The organism is Cohnella mopanensis (assembly GCF_022352055.1).
GTDB lineage: Bacteria > Bacillota > Bacilli > Paenibacillales > Paenibacillaceae > Cohnella > Cohnella mopanensis.
This window is the reverse complement of sequence record NZ_JAKRWM010000001.1, coordinates 809,755-831,832: the sequence shown is the minus strand read 5'-3', so window position 1 is coordinate 831,832 and position 22,078 is coordinate 809,755. Positions and strand designations below refer to the sequence as shown.

The following is a 22,078-nucleotide window of genomic DNA, read 5'->3' as shown; positions in this document are numbered from 1 at the left end:
ATGAAGTTTTGGCAGAAAATATATCTGTTCTCGATTCTCGTGTTTGTCATTATCTTTAACATTGCTTCCATTTTGGTAATTGAACGCAGCCACAACAAGATGTTGGGACAGGCAATTAACGTGGCTCTAAGCCAGAACATCAGCATTCATTCCAGCGTGGATGCCATTGTGCCGATTCTGAGAATCTATGATTCGATTGATTATGAGAAGACGGTCCTGACGCGTATTGCCAATGAATTCGTGGATAAGAACAGTGAACAGGGCGTTTATATGGATATTACGGATGATTCTCAGCGTACGGTGTTTAATAACTCCGATTTCCCAATGCCCGCGGCACGGAGCGAACTGGATAATCTGGATGAGGACAGCATTCATTCTATTTTGCGGGAGATTGATGCCCGGACGATTCTGTTTACCTCGAACATTACAGATATTAATCATAAAAAATATGTATTCACCTACATGAAAGATGTTACCTCGGTGTATCAGGACCGGATTGATCAATACAGCTTTTTTGCCAAAGTCGATCTGGCGGCCTGTCTTTTGTTTATGGTGATTATGTTCTTCGTGAGCAGAGGGCTGACCAGATCCATTGACCGCCTGAATCGCACGGCGAAAGTCATTGCCCAGGGGGATTTCTCGGAGCGCGTCACTCTGAAATCAAGGGATGAGATCGGTATTCTGGGGTCTAATTTCAATGAGATGGCGGAGGTTGTCGAAGATAAAATCAACGAGTTGGAGCGTAATAACGAGGAAAAGCAACGGTTTATCAATAATTTTACGCATGAGCTAAAAACGCCACTGACCTCGATTATCGGGTATGCCAATTTTTTGCGCACGACTAAATACAACGAAGAGCTGTTCGTGGACGGACTGAATGTCATTTATTCCGAAGGGAAGCGGCTGGAGTCGCTTTCACTGAAGCTGATGGATTTGATTTTGTTGCAGAAGGAACAGATTCAGATGGAATTGCAGGATCTCGGCGAGATTATTACGGAGATAAAGCCCGCGCTAGAGATCATGGCTAAGGAGAAGAACGCGGCGATTGCGCTGGATTGCGAAAAAGGGGAGCTGCCCCTGGAGCGTGATCTAATCAAAGTGCTGATTTTCAATCTCGTGGATAATGCGCTCAAAGCCTCTTCGCCGGAACAGACGATTACGCTGCGTGCATATTGGCAGGGCGGGAATTATATTCTTGCCGTCATTGATCAGGGTATCGGAATTGGCCAGGAAGATCAGGACAAAATATTCGAACCCTTCTTTATGGCGGATAAATCCAGAACAAGAAGGAGTAACGGCGCAGGTCTGGGTCTGGCGATCTGTCAAAATGTAGCCGGTATACATGGTGCTGTCATACGGGTAAACAGTGTTGTGCAGCAAGGAACAACGGTGGAAGTTGTCTTTGGGTCGAACCCTGTTGCGGAAAGCGAGTTACGTCCATGAGAAAATATATGATGCTTTTGCTGTACTCGGCTACACTGGTGCTGGTGACAGGATGCCAAGGCTGGTTCAACAGTATTCCCAAGGATACCGTGATGATCAAAAAAATCGTGCAGGAGCATAAGAACAGTGAGATCGAGTACGAAGGGGTCCTGTCCCAGGATGCGGTGAAGACACTGAGCGTACAGGCGGTGGACAAATTTTTGAACAAAAAGCTGGCCCTGGATCATGCGCAGTTCGAGATTATGGCTGTCGATCAGAACAAGCTCAAGGAGCTACTGAAAGAGACCAGTCAGGAAGCCGGGCCGGTGGTCGTGGAAAGCAAGTCCCAGCAAAGAATGCAATTCACCAGTGATATCCAAGCTATTACCGGCGGACTGTATTATGTGACATTGACGTCTTCGGAGGTTCCTGAGGAGTCTTATGATATTGTATTAAATGCCAAGGATGGCGACGTGTTGAAGATTTTGCGTTCCTACCGGGAAAGCAGAGCTATGCCGCGCTATTCGGAAGAAAAGGTATTTGATCTTGCCGATCGTTTTGTAGAAGAACATGGAAGCTATCCGTTGACTGAGTTAACCCCGCAACTCGATATGACCCGTTGGGGTTCCAATGTGGAACTGTATTATTCGAGTAAGGATAACAAGACCCTGAAGTATTGTGTCGTGGTTAAGTTCAGCAGTAATGAAGTCGTAGGCTTCAGCAAGGATGTCATGGCGCTGCTAAGTTATAATTCCAAACGGTAGAGGGATTAAACTTAATCTATATAGAAGGTTGGTTCAAAGTCATGAATGTGGCTTGGAATCAGCCTTTTTTTGCGTGCTACCACCCGCACTTCAAACTTTACAACTTCTATATAACTCTATCTCACTTATGATATATCCGCTCTCTATACTGTTAAAGTACCCGACAAAGGGGTGCCAAGAAGACTATCAAAGAACCGGAAGGAAGATTACGTTATGAAAAAAGTCATGCTGATGATATTGGCAGCGATGTTCGTATTAACCATTTCTGCTTGCAGTGCTGGTACTGGAAATCCTAAGGGGAGCGCCGGCGGCGCCGGTGAAGTGAAGACGGGCCAGCAGCCAACGGATCAATCGGCGTCCTCATCAGGTCAGCCTGGAGGCTTGGGCGCCCCCTCCGATACGGAGAAGAAAACCGTGGTGTTCTCTACCTTTTTCCCGAACGATTACTTTAAAGAAGCTAAGAAAAAATATGAAGCCAAGCACCCTAACATTACGATTGATCTGAGATCGGTTGAGACGGATGATGCGCATTTGTTAGAGAACTTGGAGAAATTCGTGAAAACAACGGGCACGGCGATGCTCTCGGGACAAGGGCCCGATTTAATCGAGATGGATCAGTTACCGTCCGGCGACTATGTGAAGCGAAAGATGCTGTCCAATCTTGGCGACATCATGGAACATGACCCTGATTTTATAGAAGAACAGTATTTCACTAACATTCTGGAAGGTATGAAGGTTAACGGTGGAATGTATGGCTTGCCAATCGGATTCTTTATCTATGGTCTGTTGGGCAATGAAGATGCGATTCAGAAGAGTGGCGTGACATTCGATGACAGCAAGTGGAACTGGGAGCAGTTCATCACGACAGCCCAGGCTATGACTAAAGGAGCCGACAAGGACCACCAGTATGCTTTGGGCAGAAGCATTCCGGAGTATATGACCGCGCAATTTGTGAATGAAAGATTTTCAACCTTCGTCAATCAGGAGCAGGGAACCGCCAATTTTGTATCCGGCGACTTTACCAACCTGCTTCAACAGGTAAAAACGTTGTTCGATAAAAAAGTAGTCGGTACAGAAGCACGCTTCCCGTTGTTCAACACCGTCCAGATCAACTCGCCAACGGATTATATCCGGGAGTTGCGGATGAGTGAATTCATTCCCGGCGGCAATGCCTTTACCTCGAAGCTTTATTCGAGTCCAAATGCCGATCCGCAGCATCCGGGCGGTTCCTTCCGAACCTATCAGACGATTGGGCTGAACGAGCGTTCGGCAGTCAAAGCCGAGGCGTGGGATTTTATGAAGTTTTTGCTTTCGGATGAAATGCAGAGTAAACCCGACGGTACCGGATTTCCGCTGAATAAAGCCTCTTATGCGAAAAAAGCGCAAGCGCTGGTTCAAAAGGGCTCCATCTTGTCTGATCAACCGATCGGGCCGTTGAAAGGCAAGAGCTTTAAAATCACACAGCAGGATATTGATGATTTGGACAAATTCCTGAAAGGGGCGACGTACCCGCTGCAATTCAAGCCCTCCAAGATTGACGAGATCATCACGGCAGAGGCACAGGCTTTTTTCACCGGTCAGAAGTCGGCCGACGAAGTCGCCAAGCTCATTCAGAACAGAGTAACTACCTATTTGAATGAGTAGCGGAATCAGGCTGTTACGCAAAGATTGGATGGCTGCGGTACTTTTCCTCGCACCTAGCTTGATCGGATTTTCCGTATTTTATCTCATTCCGTTCGCCACGGGGCTGATCTACTCCTTCCAGGACAATACCATCGACGGTACGTTTGTAGGCCTCGACAACTATCAGGCTGTTCTTTCCAGTGGCTCGTTCCGCAAGGCGGCCGCCAATACGCTGCTCTTTACGGGAGTAAGCGTTCCGCTCCTTATTGCGCTGTCCCTATGCTTTGCGCATTTGCTCAATCGGCGATTGTTTATTCGGAACTGGCTCCAGACTGCTTTTGTACTGCCGCTGGTGGTTCCGGTAGCCTCGATCGTGATGATGTGGCAAATCCTGTTCGATTGGAATGGAACCCTGAACGTGTTGTTGGAGCATTTGCATATGGGACGGATGGATTGGATGAAGTCGGAGTGGTCCATGGTGGTATTGGCGGTGGTGTATATATGGAAGAACATCGGCTACAACATTATTTTATTTCTCGCAGGCCTGCAAAGTATTCCGAAGGATTACTATGAGACTGCGGATATAGAAGGTGCAAGCGGGCTGCATAAGTGGCTGCATATTACATGGGTCTATTTGACGCCAACGATGTTCTTTGTGGTCCTGATGTCGATCATTAACTCCTTCAAAGTGTTCCGGGAGACGTATCTGATTGCTGGCGATTATCCGCATGATCGCATTTATATGCTTCAGCATTATATGAACAACATGTTCATGTCACTGAATGTGCAAAAGCTGACGGCGGCAGCTACGCTCATGGTAGCCGGTATCCTCCTCTTCGTAAGCGTCATGCTGATGATGGAACGCCGCTTCCGGAGCTTTATGGAATAAGGAAGGACCGTGGGCATAATGGTTTTGTTTCGCAAAGTAGCGTTGACGGTAGTGATGAGTATCTTCGCGTTGGCCATGCTGTTTCCGATCCTAGTCACATTCTCGAACTCTTTAATGACGGAGAGCGAAATTGACTATAATTATCATCTTATTGGGAAAATGATCAACGTTGCAGCAGGGGAGAAGAACGGTTTTATTAACTTGAAGCTGATTCCGGACTGGGTTTCTTTGAGCCAATATGGGGAAGTGCTGGTGCATAAACCGCTCTTCCTGCATATGTTCTGGAATTCTGTCTTTATGGTGCTGCCGATCATCATCGGTCAGGTAGTTGCAGCTTCACTGGCAGCCTATGCCTTTGCCAAGCTCCGCTTCTGGGGAAGGGAGAAGCTGTTCGTCGTATACTTAATGACGATGCTGATGCCGTTTCAGGTGACGCTTGTCCCCAATTACATTATTGCGGACAAGCTTGGGCTGATGAACAGCACTGCTGCGATTATTTTGCCGGGAATATTCAGTGCGTTCGGTGTGTTTATGTTGAGGCAGTTCATGCTGCATATTCCGTATTCTTACCTTGAGGCAGCCAAAATGGACGGGGCCGGACAGTTAAGGATTTTCTACTCGATCATGCTTCCGCTTATCAAGCCGGGCATGGCGGCTTTGACGGTACTGCTGTTCGTGGATAACTGGAACATGGTGGAGCAGCCGCTTATCTTTTTAGAGGATGCCTTCAAACAGCCGTTGTCCTTATACTTGTCACGAATTAATGAGGGGGCCCGCGGCGTGGCGTTCGCTGCATCGGCGTTGTATATGGCTCCCATGGTATTGCTGTTCTTATATGCGGAGTCGTATTTTATTGAAGGTATTCAATTATCGGGCATTAAAGGGTAGTTCATTCACGGGGTGATTACATTGGAAGTGCAACATGCAGGGCGCAAGAAAACAATCGCTGTAATCGCAGGCGTGTTTCTCGGGCTAGTGATCTTATTCACCTTGTTGAGCAATACGTTAATGTCGTTAACTTTGCCGAAGGTAGCGCTTCTCACGGTGAGCCGTGGCGTGCTGAGTCACGAATTTCAGAGCACCGGCGTTCTGAAATGGAAAGCGGAGGCTGAACTAAACAGTACCTCTGGCTGGAAAGTGAAGACGGTGGCGGTCAAGAAAGGCGATGTGGTGCAAAAAGGACAGACGCTGATCACTTATGACAGCAAGGACATAAAACAGCAGATTCAGGATGAACAAGGAAGTCTCGCCAAATTAAAGCTGTCCACGGGCAGTTTGCAATATGCCTTAATGGAGGCCATGCAAGGCGGGGATGAAAAAACAATCCATGACGCAACAACCGCCTATAAAAGTCATGAGATTGATATCGAGACCCAGCAGCGGCGCATTCAGAAACTGCAGATCAGTCTAAAAGAGAATTCGAAGCTGGTTGCCCCCTTTGCGGGAATAATAACCAAAGTTAATGCAATGGAAGGTTTTCCTTCCAGCGGACCGGATGTGATGATTTCTAATCGAAATCTGGGCTTGATGTTAGAGCTATCATTGCCAGTTCTGGCAGTTACCCTGCTCAAGGCCGGAGATGAACTGGATGTGCAAGTGAATGGCAAGGAAACAAGACAAGTGAAGGGGCAGATCGAGAGAATTCAGGATGATGATCCTGTGAATTCAGATATCGGGGATAGTGCGACGGGGAATTCCACGGTTCCCATGAAGAAGCTTATTCTCTCCATTCAAGACCCTGCTGCTAAGGAAGGTGAAGCAGCCCAAGTTGATCTGACCCAAACGCTGGAAGATGTATTGCTCGTACCTAATACGGCCATTCATGATGAAGGTGGCAAGAAATATGTATTTGGCATTGAGCAAAAGGACGGGCCGCTCGGCAATGCCTTTTATGTTCGTAAAGTTTATATCACGGTTGATGATGCCAATACGTCGCAATCTGCCGTCACCGGCGGACTGTTTGACCAGGAATCTATCATTATAGAGAGCAGTGAACCCTTACAGGAGGGCAACAAGATTCGCATGTAGACATCATGGAATAACATGTCAATGAAAATGAGGAAGCGGAACGTTGAATGAAAACAGCGCAATCACAGACTTTATTTTTCAGTCTGAGATCGCCGCTGTTTCTTTTTATTGGATGGGATTGTCATACTATGAATCTATGAAATCCGAAATTACGCAACTACACCCGAAAAATAGGTACTAGATTTTTTTAACTTCCAGCATTAGGTTGGAATTAGCAATTAAATACAGTTGAAAGGGGAGGATGCCAATGATTGCGGCTGGACGTTCCGGCAAAATGTAAGCGATTACCTAACAGACCGGAGGAGAATAACGTAAACAATCGGCAAGCGTCAGTATGGATTCCGCTCAACGGCGGGAACGAGACGACTTCGCGTTGGTAGTTCCCCGCTTTGGGCAAAAGCGAAGGGAATGATGAGGATGATCTTAAAAAGAAGTTTTCACTTGATATTGGCGCTGTTCCTATTGTCGGGATGGTTCGCCGCATCTCCGCCGGCCGAGGCGGCGCCCGGAGATCCGGGGAAAATCGAGGCGGAAAATTACGCGGCGATGAGCGGCATCCAAACGGAGCCCTGCTCGGAGGGCGGCTTGAACGTGGCGTTCGTGGATGCCGGTGACTGGATGGACTACGCGGTGAACGTACCGACTTCCGGTGCGTACACGGTAGAGTTCAGGCTGTCCAGCCCGTACACCGGAACCCAGCTGCAACTGCAGAAGGGCGGCGCCGCGCTGGCGACCGTAACGGTGCCCAACACGGGCGGCTGGCAAAACTGGCAGACGGCGTCCGCGACGGTGAACCTGACGGCCGGCTTGCAGACGCTGCGCGTCTACGCGGTCACGAACGGCTGGAACATGAACTGGATCAACATCACGTCGCAGGGAGGAGGGACGGGCGGACAAGCTTCTGCGCCGACCTTTACGCCCGCGGCGGGGACGTACGCAACATCCCAAAGCGTGACGATCGCGAGCGCGACATCGGGGGCGGCGATCAAGTACACAACCGATGGCTCGACACCTACTTCGGCGTCGGCTACGTATACGGGCGCTGTCAATGTGTCTGTGACGACCACGATTAAAGCGATCGCGGTTAAATCCGGCTTGGCGGATTCGCCAGTCGTGACTGCCGCGTACACGATCAATGCGCCCGCGGGCAAGGCCATCCCCGGCAAAATCGAGGCGGAAAGCTACGACGCCATGTCCGGTATTGCTACTGAGGCTTGCTCGGAAGGAGGTCTGAACGTCGGCTGGATTGACACCGGCGATACGCTCAGCTATAACGTGAACGTATCCGCGGCAGGTACGTACACCGTACAATACCGCGTAGCGAGCCCCAACGCAGGTGGGCAGATTCAACTGAAAAACGGTGCGACCGTCATGAATACGGCGTCGGTGCCTAACACAGGAGGCTGGCAAAACTGGGCGACCGTCACTGGCACTCTGAACCTGAGCGCTGGCTCCCAGACGTTGACGTTGCTCGCCGCGACGGGAGGATACAATGTGAACTGGATCCAGTTCACGGCTGGTACGCCGACACCGAAAGTCGCGACGCCGACGTTCACGCCAGCGGGCGGAACGTACGCGACGGCGCAAAACGTCACCCTCGCTACGACAACGGCAGGAGCGACGATCAAGTACACGATGAACGGTTCGACGCCTACGGCATCTTCTCCGACGTATACGGGACCGATTAATGTCTCGTCCACGACGACGGTCAAGGCGATCGCGGTCAAAGCCGGCATGACTGACTCTGACGTCGCCAGCGCGACGTTCAAAATATCGAGCGGGACCGGCGTCATGGATTTCCAAATCCGGAACGGGACGAGAGGTCACTTCGCCGACAACCAAATCTATTGGGCGGTGCTGGGTCTCGACTCCAACAACCGCCTCAGCTATCTGGACGCTAACGGCAATCTCGTTCCGACGTCGACCGCGCTGAACGACGCGCCGGGACATCTGACGAAAAATGGCAACAACTACGCGAACATCTATCACAAGCTGAGCGACGTGCAGATCGTCTCGACGCCGGCCATCTCGTCGGGTCGGATGTTCCTGAGCATCGGATCGCCGATGTTCATCAAAGTGTCCAACGATGGCTACGCCGGTCCCGACATCAATAATCCGACTGATCCGAACAACGACATCATTTGGGATTTCATTGAATTCACGCTCGACGCCGGCGGGTACCACGGCAACACAACCCGCGTCGACGCCTTCGGCTTCCCGATTACGCATCGACTCATATGTGCCGACGGCTATGACCGGACGGTCGGGGAGACGGAGACGCGCGACGCGCTGTTCGCCGCGTATCAGAACGAAGTGCCTGCGGAGTTCAAGACACTCGTACAGGCGCCATATCGGATCGTCGCTCCCGCGAAGGGCGGATTCAAGGCGGGCGGTCCGTACGGCAACTACTTCGATAGTTATGTGAACCAAGTGTGGAACAAGCCGGGACCGAAGCCTACGACGCAGGACGTTCTACTCGGCATCGGCGCTGCCTCCAATCCGCTGGATTGCGCGGCTTTGAACAGAGGCGTCTACGGCGATCCCACTCACTGGACCGACCCGAACTACTATTACAAATCTGCGCCGAGCAACTTCTACTCGAAGTTCTGGCACGATCACAGCATCGATGGCCTGTCCTACGGGTTCTGCTACGACGACGTGTATAACCAGGCGGCTTACCTGGAGCATAACGACCCGACCGCATTGATCGTAACCGTCGGCTGGTAAGTCCGGTGCGGAATCACCGAGGCTTGCGCGGAAGGCCGGCCCGGTCCACAAGCAATCTCGCCATCGGCGATTCCGCCGCAAGCAAATCCAATCCATAAGGAGGCAATAAGCATGTTCAAAAAACGAGTGTCGCTCCTGTTAGCGCTTGCCATGCTCGCCAGCTTGTTTGTCGCTGTTTCCCCGCTGTCCGCCGCTCCCGGCGATCCGGGTAAGATCGAAGCGGAGAACTATGCCGCGATGAACGGCGTACAGACGGAAGTTTGCTCGGAAGGCGGACTGAACGTTAGCTATATCGATGCCGGCGATTGGATGGATTATCTCGTCAACGTGCCGGTGGCCGGTACGTATAAAGTCGATTTCCGCGTATCCAGTCCATATTCGAATACGCAGTTGCAGCTACAAAAGGGAGGTACCTCGCTCGCTACGGCCACGATTCCGAATACCGGCGGGTGGCAGAATTGGCAGACGGTGTCCACGACCGCGAACTTGGCCGCAGGCGCTCAGACGCTTCGCGTCTACGCGGTCACGAACGGGTGGAACCTGAACTGGCTGAGCATTACGTCGGACACTGCGCCGGTATCGTCCAACCTGGCGCTGAACAAGCCGGCGACGGCGTCGTCGTTGGAGGGGGCGTACGCGGCGTCGAACGCGGTGGACGGCAATAGCGCCACCCGCTGGTCGTCGCTGTTCGCCGACCCGCAATGGATATCGGTCGACCTCGGCTCGGTTCTAACGGTCAGCCGCGTGAAGCTGAACTGGGAGGCAGCGTACGCCAAGTCATACCAGATTCAGGTATCGACCGACGGCAACGGATGGGAGAACGCCTATACGACGACGACCGGTGGCGGCGGAGTGGAAGATGTGACGTTCACGGCGAAGAGCGCTCGGTACGTCCGCGTCTACGGCACGCAGCGCGGCACGGCTTACGGCTACTCGTTATGGGACTTCGAAGTATACGGATCGGGCACGCCTCAGCAGCAAGTCGCGGCGCCGACGTTCACGCCGGCGGCCGGGACGTACGTGACCGCGCAAAACGTGACAATCACGAGCGCGACGAACGGCTCGACGATTAAGTACACGACGGACGGCTCGACACCTACGGCGGCTTCGGCCACGTACACGGGTCCGATCGCCGTCGCCGCCACGACGACGCTGAAAGCGATCGCGACGAAGGCCGGCATGACAGATTCCGCCGTCTCGACCGCAGCGTACACGATCAACACCGGCACGCAGTCCGGCTCGTGGAAGCTCGTATGGAACGACGAGTTCAACGGAGCGGCAGGCACCGGCGTCGACTTGTCCAAGTGGACGTATGAGGTGGGCGGCGGCGGTTTCGGCAACAACGAGCTGGAATATTATACCGACCGCACGAACAACGTCTATATGGAGCAAGATCCGGCGGATGCGAATAACCGGTTCCTCGTGATCAAGGCGCAGCAAGAAAACTTCGGCAACCGCAATTACACGTCCGGCCGGATCAAGACACAGGGCAAGTATAGCTTCACGTACGGCAAAGTCGAGATGAGGGCGAAGCTGCCGCAAGGCCAAGGCATCTGGCCCGCCTTCTGGATGCTCGGCGACAATATCGACACCGTTAGCTGGCCGAACAGCGGCGAAGTCGACATTATGGAATTCGTCGGACAGACGCCGACCAACGTGTACGGCACGCTTCACGGACCGGACTACAGCGGAGGGGGCGGCATCGGTGCGTCCCGCAGCTATGCGCCGGGCTTCAGCAACGACTTCCATACGTACGGCATCGAATGGGAGCCGAACATCGTTCGGTGGTATTTCGACGGGCAACTGTTCCAAACGCGCACGATCGACGACCTGTCCGGCAAGAAGTGGGTATTCGACCATAATTTCTTCTTGTTACTGAACCTTGCCGTAGGCGGCGAATGGCCCGGAGCGCCGAACGCTTCGACCGTCTTCCCGCAAAAGTACACCATCGACTACGTGCGCGTATACCAACGCGAAGGCGGTGTTTACCCGCCGCTGCCGGCGCGCACGATCACGACCTTGCAAGCGGCTAACGGCCAATACGTCTGCGCCGACAATTACAACGGCAGCCTGCTGACTGCCAGCAGGCAGACGGCCAGCACGTGGGAGAAGTTCGATGTCGTCGACGCGGGCAGCGGCAAAATCGCGCTTCGCGCTCTCATGAACTACAAGTTCGCCAGCGCTGGAGCAGGTGGCAACGGTCAATTGATCGCGAACCAGGAAACGTTCGGACCGTCCGAGACGTTCACGAAAGTCGTTAACGCCGACGGCACCGTCTCACTGTTGTGCGTCGCCAACGGCAAATATGTGACCGCGAACGGCGCGACGTCGCTGACGGCAAGCGCGACAACCATCGGCGCGAACGAGAAGTTCCGCTTCTCCAACTAATCGGGCAATAACGGCCCGACTGCATGTCTGACCTGCAGTCGGAAATGACAACGCTTTCGCGCGGATTGCTACGCGGAAGCGTTGCTTCCGAAGTTCGGAAGAAGAAGGGCAACAAATGAATGACGTATGGGAGGAATCGTCATGTTCAAAAGAAAAGCGCTACAAGTACTGTTGGCCCTGGCGTTGCTAGCGTGCCCCTTCACGGGGCTGGCGCCTGCGCAAGCCGCACCCGGCGATCCGGGAAAGATTGAAGCGGAGAACTACGTCGCGATGAACGGAGTGCAGACGGAAGTTTGCGCGGAAGGCGGACTGGACGTCGGCTATATTGATGCCGGCGATTGGATGGATTACAACGTCAACGTGCCGGTCGCCGGTACGTATAACATCGATTTCCGCGTGTCCAGTCCGTATGCCAATACGCAGCTCCAGCTTCAGAAGGGAGGCGCTACTCTCGCCTCCGTGATGCTGCCGAACACGGGCGGCTTTCAGACGTGGCAGACGGTGTCCACGACCGCGAACTTAGCCGCGGGCGCCCAGACGCTCCGCGTCTACGCGGTCACGAACGGGTGGAACTTGAACTGGCTGAGCATTACGTCGAACTCTGTGCCGGTATCGTCCAATCTGGCGCTGAACAAGCCGGCGACCGCGTCGTCGGCGGAGGGGGCATATGCCGCGTCGAACGCGGTGGACGGCAATAGCGCCACCCGCTGGTCGTCGCTGTTCGCCGACCCGCAATGGATATCGGTCGACCTCGGCTCGGTTCAAACGGTCAGCCGCGTCAAGCTGAACTGGGAGGCGGCATACGCCAAGTCGTACCAGATTCAGGTATCGACCGACGGCAACGGATGGGAGAACGCCTATACGACGACAACGGGCGGCGGCGGAGTGGAAGATGTGACGTTCACGGCGAAGAGCGCCCGGTACGTCCGCGTCTACAGCACGCAGCGCGGCACGGCGTACGGCTACTCTTTATGGGACTTCGAAGTATATGGATCGGGCACGCCGCAGCAGCAAGTTGCGGCGCCGACGTTCACGCCGGCGGCCGGGACATACGCGACCGCGCAAAACGTGACAATCACGAGCGCGACGAACGGCTCGACGATTAAGTACACGACGGACGGCTCGACGCCTACGGCGGCTTCGGCCACGTACGCGGGTCCGATCGCCGTCGCCGCCACGACGACGGTGAAAGCGATCGCGACGAAGGCCGGCATGACAGATTCCGCAGTCTCCACAGCTGCCTATACGATTACGGCCGCGCCCGTCGCGGTCACGATTCCGGTAACCGGTCCTTATGCCCAATATTTGGAGATGGGATTAACGCCGGCTGATCTGGATCAGAAGACGACGCTAAAATCGCAAAACACAACAGTCAACCATACGTTGCGCTATAATGTCGGCACGACAGTGACGATCGGCGTCAACTATATGGTCGAACAAAAACAGGTAATGTTCAAGACAACCGCGCCGAATGGCAGCCCGATCCAGGGCAATCCACTGACGTTCACCGTACATGCGAACACGGCGATCACTGTGGACATTACCGATCCGGTTGTGACGTCGCCCAACATGGCGCTGAACAAGCCGACATTCGCATCCTCGGCGATCAACGGCAACGTGGCGACGTCGGCGACGGACGGCAACGCGCAGACGCGCTGGGAGTCCGAGTTCTCCGATCTTCAATGGATCTACGTCGATCTCGGCTCGGTCAAAGCGATCGAGCGGGTGAAGCTGACGTGGGAGGCGGCCAGCTCCAAAGCGTACAAAATCCAGGTGTCCGATAACGCGACGAGCTGGAACGACATTTACACCCAGACGAATGGCGGGGGGAATGTCGAAGAGCCGCAGTTCGCGCCGACGAACGGACGGTACGTAAGAATATACGCCACTTCGCGCAATACGGCTTACGGCCACTCGCTGTGGGAGTTCGAAGTGTACGGCCAGTCGACGCCGTTGCCACCTCAGGTCTCGGCACCTACGTTCTCGCCGGCGGGAGGCTCGTTCACGACGCCGCAAAGCGTGACGATTTCGACCGCGACGGCGGGCGCGACGATCAAGTACACGACGGACGGCTCGACGCCGACCGCTGCGTCGGCGACGTATGCCGGCCCGATCAACGTGACCGCGACGACGACGATTAAGGCGATCGCGATCAAAGCAGGCATGACGGATTCCGCCCCGGCTTCGGCGACGTATTCGATCTCGGCGTTCTCCGTGCTCACGCCGACGAACGGCCAGATGATTACGACAACCCGTACGCCGACGCTTTCGTGGCAGGCGAAGGCGGGTACCGCCAAGTACGAAGTATGGGTGAATGTGACTCGCAACGATTACGATTGGAACGCATCCGGCAACTTGCTTGATCGCTACACGAAGGTTGGCGAAACGACCGGTACGACGTACGTTTCTCCGTCTCTCGTCGACCGGTGGACGTACAAATGGTACGTTATCGCGGTGGACGGAGGTGGCGGGCGTAGCCAGTCCAACATCGGCCAATTCAGCGTGTATTTGCCGTACCTAGAGCAGGTCGCGGACGGCGTCAACATTGTCAACGGCAGCCGCGACTTGAACAAGAACGGCACGATCGAGCCTTACGAAGACTGGCATAACCCAATCGAGGTGCGGTTGAACGATTTGATGTCACGCATGACGAACGAGGAGAAGCTGAATCAACTGTTCTTCTCGCCCGAATCCCTCGACGGGTTAAATACGATGGCTGGCTACGTGTTCTCGTACGGTGTAACCGGATTCATTACGGACGCGCAGAAGAAGGTTGCCGCCGAGCAACGGCTCGGCATCCCGATCGCCTTTACCGGCGACAAAGTGCATGGCTGGAAAACGGTGTACCCGACGGAGCTCGGCCTGTCGGCGACCCGCAACCTGAACCTAATCTGGCAGGTCGGCGATCTCCAGCGCCGCGAGCATAAGTCGTGGGGCTTTACTGGCTCCCTCTCGCCGATCGCGGAAGTCGATACGAAGGTGCTGTATCCTCGCTTTCAGGAAGGGACAGGGGAGAACGCCGATTTTTCGGCCGCAATGATGCGCGCCCTGATCGCTGGCTTGCAAGGAGGGCCGGAGGTTAACCCCAAATCGATGATGATCACCGTTAAGCACTGGCCAAGCCAGGGCGGCGGCGGCGAGCAGTCGATCGTGTACGACGCGGTGACGATCAAGTGGCATATGAAGCCGTGGTACGCCGCGATGGATGCCAACATGGGTACCGTCATGCCGGGCTACGGTGGCTCCCCGTTCCTTGATCCGGCGAACAATGGCGCGGGAACGAGTAAGCCGACGCTTGATTACTTGCGCGACGTTATCGGCTTCAAAGGGGTCGTCATGACCGACTGGCTCGCTTCGGCCACCGACATCTCGGTCAAAAGCATCGGCGCTGGCAGCGACGTCATGGGGGGCGCAGTGGCATCAGGCACCGACTTCAACGCGCTTGTCGCCGCCGTAGGTTGGCCGCGCCTTAACGAGGCGGTCCGTAGGGTGCTCGATCTGAAATTCCGACTCGGCATGTTCGAGAATCCTTATGGTGACCCGGACTATCCGACGACGATCTGGCACAGCACGGAGAGCAACAACATCGTCACTGAAGCGGCGCGCCAGTCGCTGACGTTGCTGAAGAACAACGGCGTGCTGCCGCTGAAGGCCAACAGCGGCGATACCATCGTCGTAGCCGGGCCTCGTGCGACCAGCGACGACATGGCCAACGACAACATCGCCAACGTCATCTGGCAATCGATCTACCACGACAATCCCGCGGCCAAATCGTATTTTCAAGGCATCAAAGACAGAGCAGGGACGGGCGTCAACGTCGTGCTGAACGACGCCACCCAAGCCAAAGCAGCCGTCGTCGTCATCGGTGAGAGAAGCTATACGCACGGGACGGAGTGGCCCGACAAGCAAATTACGCTGCCTGCCGACCAAGTCGCGCAAATCGACAAATTTTATAACCGGGGCATACCCGTCATCGCAGTCGTCGTGATGCCGCGACCTTACGTCCTGACCGACATTTTGAACAAATGCGCCGCTGTCGTGGTCGTTTATCGGCCGGGGAACGGAGGCGGACTGGCGACGGGTCAACTACTGTTCGGCGATTATTTGCCTACTGGCAAGCTGCCCTTCCAGCTTCCGCGCTCGGTCGATCAGGTCGGCACGGACAGCGTGACCAACCAACTGGAAAAATGGGACTTGCCTTACGACCTGGGCGCGACGGAGGCTCAGCGGGCCGAAATACGCAACTTTATCAACAATAACCAGCCGGTTCCAACGACATACGGCAATCCGCTATTCCCGTACGGCTACGGGCTGCAAAATTTCAATCCTTCTCCTTGAACATCTTGAATGCCTACAATCTGATCACCGTCGACTGACGGCGTCCGTCATGGACAAAGCCTTTGCGGAATGAGTGTCCGCAAAGGCTTTTGTTCGCGATCCGAGAGGATTCAAGCGAACTTTATCTCATTAGGTGCCGCGTAAATCGCGGCTTTTTCTATTTATGGGCTCAAGTTCTTGTCATCGCCAATGACAAGAACTTGAGCCCATTCCCGAATTATCGAGTAGACCGAGGTTTCATAAATATGCGATAATTGTAATTATTTAACGTCGTAAACCAAAATCTAATAAAAAAAGGAAATGAGCCATTTGAAGAAGAGACTATTAATTTTGATATGTATTTTCATGATGCTTAGTAACATAACAATTGCGGTAGCTAATGAATCCATTCCTTATAATATTGAACCTGAGTTTTCTTACGCCAGTGACTTTAGTGAAGAGGGAATTGCAATGGTTGCCACCGGTGGAAAATGGAGTCTTAAGCTATGGTACATTCTTGAAGGTGCAAAATATGGCTTTATTGATAGGTCAGGTAAATTTATCGTTGAGCCACAATATGATTGGGCGACTGGATTTGTTGAAAGTTTTGCGAGGGTCGAGAAAGAGGGAAAAAAAGGGTTTGTAGACATAACCGGCAGAGAGATTGTAAAACCACAATATGATTGGGTTTATGATTTTAGCGAAGGTATAGCTGAAGTGAAAAAGAATGATAAGTGGGGATTTATTGATAAAACTGGAAAAGAAATTGTAACACCTCGTTATAACGAAGTTGATTCTTTCAAAAACGGAATTGCAAAAGTGAGGAAAGATGATAAATGGGGATTCATTGATAAAACCGGCAAAGAAATTATAAAGCCACAATACGTGAGAATTGGATCTTTCGTTGGAGGAATGGCTGCAGTTTATAAGAATGGGAAATGGGGATTTATTGACCATACCGGTAGAGAGGTTATAAAACCTCAATATAATAGTGTGGGCGGTGTTGATCGTATCGTGGTTAACTATTTCACAGAAGGATTGGCACTGGTAGCTAACGATAATAGAGACCGAAATCCTTTATTTATTGATAAAACAGGTAAGATTGTCTTGAAGACTCGTTATGATTTTGCGTTTGATTTTAGTAATGGAATGGCTTTATTTAGTAAGGGTTCGAAATTTGGATTTATCGATACACAAGGAAAAGAGGTTATTAAGCCTCAGTACACTTGGGCGCATTTTTTTAGTGATGGTATGGCTGGGGTAATGAATAAAGAAAGGAAATGGGGTTTTATTGATAAAACTGGAAAAGTAATCGTAAAACCTCAATTCGATGACGTATTTGATTTTCAAGACGGAATCGCAATTGTTCAGAATGATTTAAAAATGGGTCTCATTGATAAAACCGGAAAAGTAATCTTGAAGCCCGTGTATGATAAAATTCAGCCCTTGCATGAAGGTTTGATCATGATTCAACAATCTGGAAAACGTGGCCTTGTAAACAGGAGTGGAACCGTAATTGTTAAACCTCAATATAATGATATAAAGGATTATAGTGAAGGGCTCGCAGCTGTTGAAATAGAGGGGAAATGGGGGTTTATAAACAAAATCGGAGAAATAATAATAACCCCACAGTATGCTACTGTAAATGATTTTCAAAATGGGTTTGCACTGGTTCAAAGAGAGGAATGGAAGTACAATTTTATCTCAAACCCACTGAAAAAACCTGCTGATTAAGGCCTAGCAAATGGTCACTATATTCAGAATACCGGTGATAAAAGCCTTTGGGTTATGGAGATATTTAAGAGTGACCGCTTTGAAGATGTTTCGCTTATTCAGTAGATGGCGCTTACACCTCATCAAATCGTACAGAGTAACCTTAATGTAGGACCAGAATTAATGAACGCATTGCGAAAGGAAAAATCATATATAGTAAATCATCCTTGGTATTCCTAATACCCAAGTCAGCAACAGAACAGGGGGGGCACAGTTGCAAACTTAAAACCTAGATATCAAGTTTTCGGGCGACATACTCTAGCTTGGCCGTGTTCAACATCTCTTGCCAGTTGTCGAAAAAAGTATGATTTGCTATGTGTTCGTCAAATAAGTCGCCAGGGATGTTTTGAAAGTCTTCCTCACAGCTGACTTCAAATCCCCCGGCGACTAACATTTCCTTAAATGATGTGAAGACTGTGAATTTCTTCATAAATGAAGGAAAGAACAATGTTTCAAAAGAGTCGGAAGGTGTTTTCTCCAACTCTTCTGTACGCTTCCCCATATTCTTCAGTTCTCTCATCATTTCATCCTTCCCATAATTTTTTCTTAAAAAGAAACTCCTCCTTATAACTGGCCCCGTGCATCATTTAAAAATGTATACTAATTCTCCGATGTTATGATCGTCGATTTTTGTTGCCTGATTTCCTAGTTTTTTCACCATCGAAATCCCATCGTGACTCTGGATTATCGATATTTCGAAATAAAAAAAGCCCCATCATGTAGCCAATCATGATGGGGTAAGAAGAAGCCGGAGGGTTTCAATACTGCTTAGTAGATCCCAGTTCCAGCACGAAGGATAATTACCAAAAGAATGAATAAAACAAGTGCGAATGCAGCTGCACCCATACCGCCGCCGTATCCTCCACAACTTCCGGTACCTACACCACCAACACCACAACCCACGGAAATCACCACCAATTTTTATTGTGATTGTTTATCACACGGTTAGTTTATGTTGAGACAAACATACGGTCAGAGCATTCACACAGACATGTGCTTTTTCCGCTAGAGCATAAGAATGCCCGAGGGGCTTTAGCTCTCTGGCTTTTTATATACCCAAAACAAAACACTTCAGTCATTGGGCTGAGCAGGGATTTTGATTATTAAGAGTTTGTTTAGAAGAAATCCTGGAAGCCTCATTAAAAGAAAAAGAATGGCGTAAAAAACCCAAAACGATCAAATGGTTCAAAACGCTCGAATCGGTCGAATGGCTCAAAACGTTCGAATCCAAAAGGGAAAAAAGCTTTCGTATGCACAAGTTTTGTGGTTTTAATCTTTTTTGCGCTTGTATGGACATTTTTTTGATTTTTATTTTTGTTTAATTTTGTGCGAGCAGTTTTTGTTTTCAGAAGTTTTTTCGGAACTGTCATATTTTCACCACCTGTCTTTTGTGATTGCAACCACTCCTATAATATGAGTGGATAAGCATACCGCCAGTGCATTCACACAGGTTCATCATTAATCCGCATATATACAATGAAAATTAGATAAGCCCGTTGACTTCGGGTAGTGTTCTTTTTCGTATAAAAAAAATCCCCGCTTGGCCGATTGGCTGGCGGGAATTTGCTTACTGTATTTGCCATCACATTCACACGGAGCAGGGTATTGGGACATGGTGACAACAGAGAGGTAATTCCTTCTTAGTAGATCCCAGTTCCAGCACGAAGGATAATTACCAATAGAATGAATAAAACAAGTGCGAATGCAGCTGCGCCCATACCGCCGCCGTATCCTCCACAACTTCCAGTACCTACACCACCAACACCATAACCCATTGATTTCACCACCCAAACTTATTGTGACTGTTAATCACATAGTTAGTTTATGGGGGAGGTAATTATACGGACTGTGTATTCGCACAGACATATGAATGTTCCGCTAAAGCACAACTGCCCACAGCGAATGCTCAGCTAGGCAAATGATTGAAAATCAGCCTGCTAGGTGAAAACCTCTACCAAAGTATCACACCGTACATAGTATGTGCCAACTAAGGTGTGAACCGCCTGTTTTGGGGTGCTAATATGGAGTTGCTGGAGAAAGTACAATTAGAAATTGAACGATACATCAGCCGTCTGAAGATGGAACAACATGTGAACGGTTCTTGGAGGTATTGTTTCGAAGCAGGACCCGTGACAGATGCCTATATGATGATTCTCTTAAGCACCCTTAACAGCCCATACAAAGAGGAGCTTATTCCATTGCTGGGTCAGCGCTTGCTGAACAAACAGGCAGCGAGTGGAGCATGGAAACAGTATGACGATGATGAAGGTCATCTCTCTTCTACGATCGAGGCTTATACCGGGCTGCTGCTTTCTGGTTATTCAGATCTACATGACGACCATATGAAATTGGCCGAAACCTTTATCCTTCGAAACGGCGGAGTTGAGAATGCTCATATTTCCACCAAATTCATGCTGGCGTTAAATCAACTTTATCCCTGGCCTGCCATTTATCCGATTCCGCTATTTTTATTGCATATCCCTAGGTTTATCCCCTTTAGCTTTTACAGATGGAGCTCCTATATCCGCACTCATTTTGCCCCCATATTAATTCTTTGCTACCGAAAATTCTCGCTTAGGAAGCCATCCGCGCCGGGTATCACTCACTTATTTGTAACTCGTAAATTCAGGAGACTGGATAAAAAGGGGCGTTGGTTACATTTATTTTTGAAACGTTGGCCAGCGAACCCTATCTCTAAGGCGGCAATTAAGAAAGCGGAGCGTTATATGCTGCAAAATATAGTGCAGGACGGTACTCTAAGCAGTTATGCGAGCGCTACCTTTTTCATGATTTATGCTTTACTGTCTCTCGGCTACCAGCATGATTCTCCTGTTATTCAGCATGCCATTAAGGGGTTAACCTCTTTTGGATACCGATTAAACGATGAGGTCCATATTCAGAACTCTCCTTCTACGGTATGGGACACGGCACTGATCTGCCATTCTTTACAGGAAGCGGGACTAACGACAGAAGATCCAGCGATTCAGAATGCTGCTCAATATTTACTTGCTCTTCGGCAAAGAGATCTAAAGGAGGGGGGAGGGAGCAATCTTGTTCACCTCGCAGGGGGATGGGGATTTTCTGACTGCAGCACCGCTATTCCGGATGTGGATGATACGCAAGCCGTCTTGCGGGCGCTTTCGCGATTTGCAGACGATCAATTAGACTATCGAGAGGCGTGGAGAACAGGAGTTAACTGGTTGTTAGGAATGCAAAATGATGATGGAGGCTGGGCAGCCTTTGAAAAGAACAGCATTCCATCTATGACTCGCCCATTCCGTATACAGAATTTTGCTGATACGGCTGTAGATCCTTCTGCTGCGGATGTCACAGGTCGTACCCTTGAATTTATGGGCAGTCACTTAAAGTTGACAACGACTCATCTCCGGGTTCAAGACAGCGTACATTGGCTTATCAAAAATCAAAAAAAAGATGGATCATGGTATGGTCGGTGGGGAATTTCCTTCATCTATGGGACATGGGCAGCTGTCACCGGGATGAGAGCAGTCGGGATGTCTGCCGATCATCCGATCATTCGACAAGCGATTGATTGGCTGTTAAAGATCAGGCAATTGGACGGCGGGTGGGGCGAGTCTTGCAAGAGCGATATACACAAAAGGTATATTCCTACTTCTTACTCTACGGTGGTTCACACGGCCTGGGCACTCGATACCCTCATTGCCGTCCATGATCAGCCAACCGATGAGATCAATAAAGGACTGGCCAACTTAATGGAATGGAACAGGCAGAAAAGCAAACGATCATCTTACCCAACCGGTGCCGGCCTGCCCGGGCATTTCTATATTCATTATCACAGTTATCCCCTTATTTGGCCATTGCTCACCTTGAGTCACTATATGAAGAAATACAAAGGCTACTGTATATAATCAATTTCACTTGTATGAGAAAGCAGCCCTGCCCCCTTTCTGGACGATCACATATGCTAAACTAACCGCCACAAAGCGGGAGAAAGCCGTTGATGGCGAGAAAAATGATCAATACGAAAGGAGAAATTGGGGATATTATGGCTTACCTTGACCCGCATTTAATGAGAACGTTTCGGTGCAAATTCATGCACCCTATGAATTTCCACCGTGTTTGCGGAATTCTTAGGTCCCATCGACTTCAAGATTTAAGAGACCATGGT

General features: G+C 50.9%; 17 protein-coding genes and 2 pseudogenes. 15 read left to right on the top strand and 4 right to left on the bottom strand.

Features of this window, described 5'->3' with window-relative positions:
- The 14 genes and pseudogenes from L3D05_RS03845 to L3D05_RS03780 all read left to right on the top strand — a co-directional run.
- Positions 1 to 1,443 (top strand): sensor histidine kinase, encoded by a 1,443-nt coding sequence (locus tag L3D05_RS03845; protein WP_239614651.1) that lies wholly within the window; start codon positions 1 to 3, stop codon positions 1,441 to 1,443.
- Positions 1,440 to 2,186 (top strand): hypothetical protein, encoded by a 747-nt coding sequence (locus L3D05_RS03840; RefSeq protein ID WP_239614650.1) that lies wholly within the window; start codon positions 1,440 to 1,442, stop codon positions 2,184 to 2,186. Before L3D05_RS03845 ends, L3D05_RS03840 begins: the two co-directional genes overlap by 4 nt.
- Positions 2,187 to 2,399: 213 nt before the next feature.
- The gene (locus L3D05_RS03835) at positions 2,400 to 3,830 is read left to right on the top strand and encodes an ABC transporter substrate-binding protein (protein WP_239614649.1); all 1,431 of its coding nucleotides are present in this window, start codon (positions 2,400 to 2,402) and stop codon (positions 3,828 to 3,830) included.
- On the top strand, positions 3,823 to 4,698 hold the full coding sequence (locus L3D05_RS03830) for a carbohydrate ABC transporter permease (protein WP_239614648.1): 876 nt from the start codon (positions 3,823 to 3,825) through the stop codon (positions 4,696 to 4,698). Before L3D05_RS03835 ends, L3D05_RS03830 begins: the two co-directional genes overlap by 8 nt.
- 18 nt (positions 4,699 to 4,716) lie before the next feature.
- Complete coding sequence (locus L3D05_RS03825; RefSeq protein ID WP_239614647.1) at positions 4,717 to 5,586, top strand: carbohydrate ABC transporter permease; 870 nt, start codon at positions 4,717 to 4,719, stop codon at positions 5,584 to 5,586.
- A gap of 27 nt (positions 5,587 to 5,613) precedes the next feature.
- The gene (locus L3D05_RS03820) at positions 5,614 to 6,726 is read left to right on the top strand and encodes an efflux RND transporter periplasmic adaptor subunit (protein ID WP_239614755.1); all 1,113 of its coding nucleotides are present in this window, start codon (positions 5,614 to 5,616) and stop codon (positions 6,724 to 6,726) included.
- Between the two features lie 251 nt (positions 6,727 to 6,977).
- Positions 6,978 to 7,106 (top strand): hypothetical protein, encoded by a 129-nt coding sequence (locus L3D05_RS26375; protein ID WP_255807237.1) that lies wholly within the window; start codon positions 6,978 to 6,980, stop codon positions 7,104 to 7,106.
- Between the two features lie 37 nt (positions 7,107 to 7,143).
- Entirely contained in the window at positions 7,144 to 9,453 is a 2,310-nt protein-coding gene (locus L3D05_RS26660; protein ID WP_369417934.1) for a carbohydrate-binding protein, read from the top strand.
- A gap of 111 nt (positions 9,454 to 9,564) precedes the next feature.
- Positions 9,565 to 9,954 (top strand): annotated as a pseudogene (locus tag L3D05_RS26655) (carbohydrate-binding protein); the annotation flags it as partial.
- A gap of 32 nt (positions 9,955 to 9,986) precedes the next feature.
- On the top strand, positions 9,987 to 10,118 hold the full coding sequence (locus tag L3D05_RS26650) for a hypothetical protein (RefSeq protein WP_369417944.1): 132 nt from the start codon (positions 9,987 to 9,989) through the stop codon (positions 10,116 to 10,118).
- A complete protein-coding gene (locus L3D05_RS03800; protein WP_369417942.1) occupies positions 10,105 to 11,841 on the top strand; it encodes a family 16 glycosylhydrolase in 1,737 nt (578 codons plus the stop codon). Before L3D05_RS26650 ends, L3D05_RS03800 begins: the two co-directional genes overlap by 14 nt.
- A 126-nt stretch (positions 11,842 to 11,967) precedes the next feature.
- Complete coding sequence (locus tag L3D05_RS03790) at positions 11,968 to 16,179, top strand: galactose-binding domain-containing protein (RefSeq protein ID WP_369417933.1); 4,212 nt, start codon at positions 11,968 to 11,970, stop codon at positions 16,177 to 16,179.
- 309 nt (positions 16,180 to 16,488) lie between these two features.
- Complete coding sequence (locus L3D05_RS03785) at positions 16,489 to 17,892, top strand: WG repeat-containing protein (RefSeq protein ID WP_239614646.1); 1,404 nt, start codon at positions 16,489 to 16,491, stop codon at positions 17,890 to 17,892.
- Between the two features lie 6 nt (positions 17,893 to 17,898).
- A pseudogene (locus L3D05_RS03780) lies at positions 17,899 to 18,111 on the top strand (cupin domain-containing protein); the annotation flags it as partial.
- A gap of 49 nt (positions 18,112 to 18,160) precedes the next feature.
- Here the strand turns inward: L3D05_RS03780 and L3D05_RS03775 are convergent.
- From L3D05_RS03775 to L3D05_RS03760, 4 genes are all read right to left on the bottom strand, one after another.
- Positions 18,161 to 18,454 (bottom strand): hypothetical protein, encoded by a 294-nt coding sequence (locus tag L3D05_RS03775; RefSeq protein WP_239614645.1) that lies wholly within the window; start codon positions 18,452 to 18,454, stop codon positions 18,161 to 18,163.
- Between the two features lie 245 nt (positions 18,455 to 18,699).
- On the bottom strand, positions 18,700 to 18,834 hold the full coding sequence (locus L3D05_RS03770; protein WP_239614644.1) for a sporulation protein YjcZ: 135 nt from the start codon (positions 18,832 to 18,834) through the stop codon (positions 18,700 to 18,702).
- A gap of 236 nt (positions 18,835 to 19,070) precedes the next feature.
- The gene (locus L3D05_RS03765) at positions 19,071 to 19,301 is read right to left on the bottom strand and encodes a hypothetical protein (protein ID WP_239614643.1); all 231 of its coding nucleotides are present in this window, start codon (positions 19,299 to 19,301) and stop codon (positions 19,071 to 19,073) included.
- A gap of 270 nt (positions 19,302 to 19,571) precedes the next feature.
- Positions 19,572 to 19,706 (bottom strand): sporulation protein YjcZ, encoded by a 135-nt coding sequence (locus tag L3D05_RS03760; protein WP_239614642.1) that lies wholly within the window; start codon positions 19,704 to 19,706, stop codon positions 19,572 to 19,574.
- 246 nt (positions 19,707 to 19,952) lie between these two features.
- Between L3D05_RS03760 and L3D05_RS03755 the strand changes: the two genes are divergently transcribed.
- Positions 19,953 to 21,818, top strand: coding sequence for a terpene cyclase/mutase family protein (locus L3D05_RS03755; protein ID WP_239614641.1), 1,866 nt, complete (start codon positions 19,953 to 19,955; stop codon positions 21,816 to 21,818).
- Positions 21,819 to 22,078 lie beyond the last annotated feature (260 nt).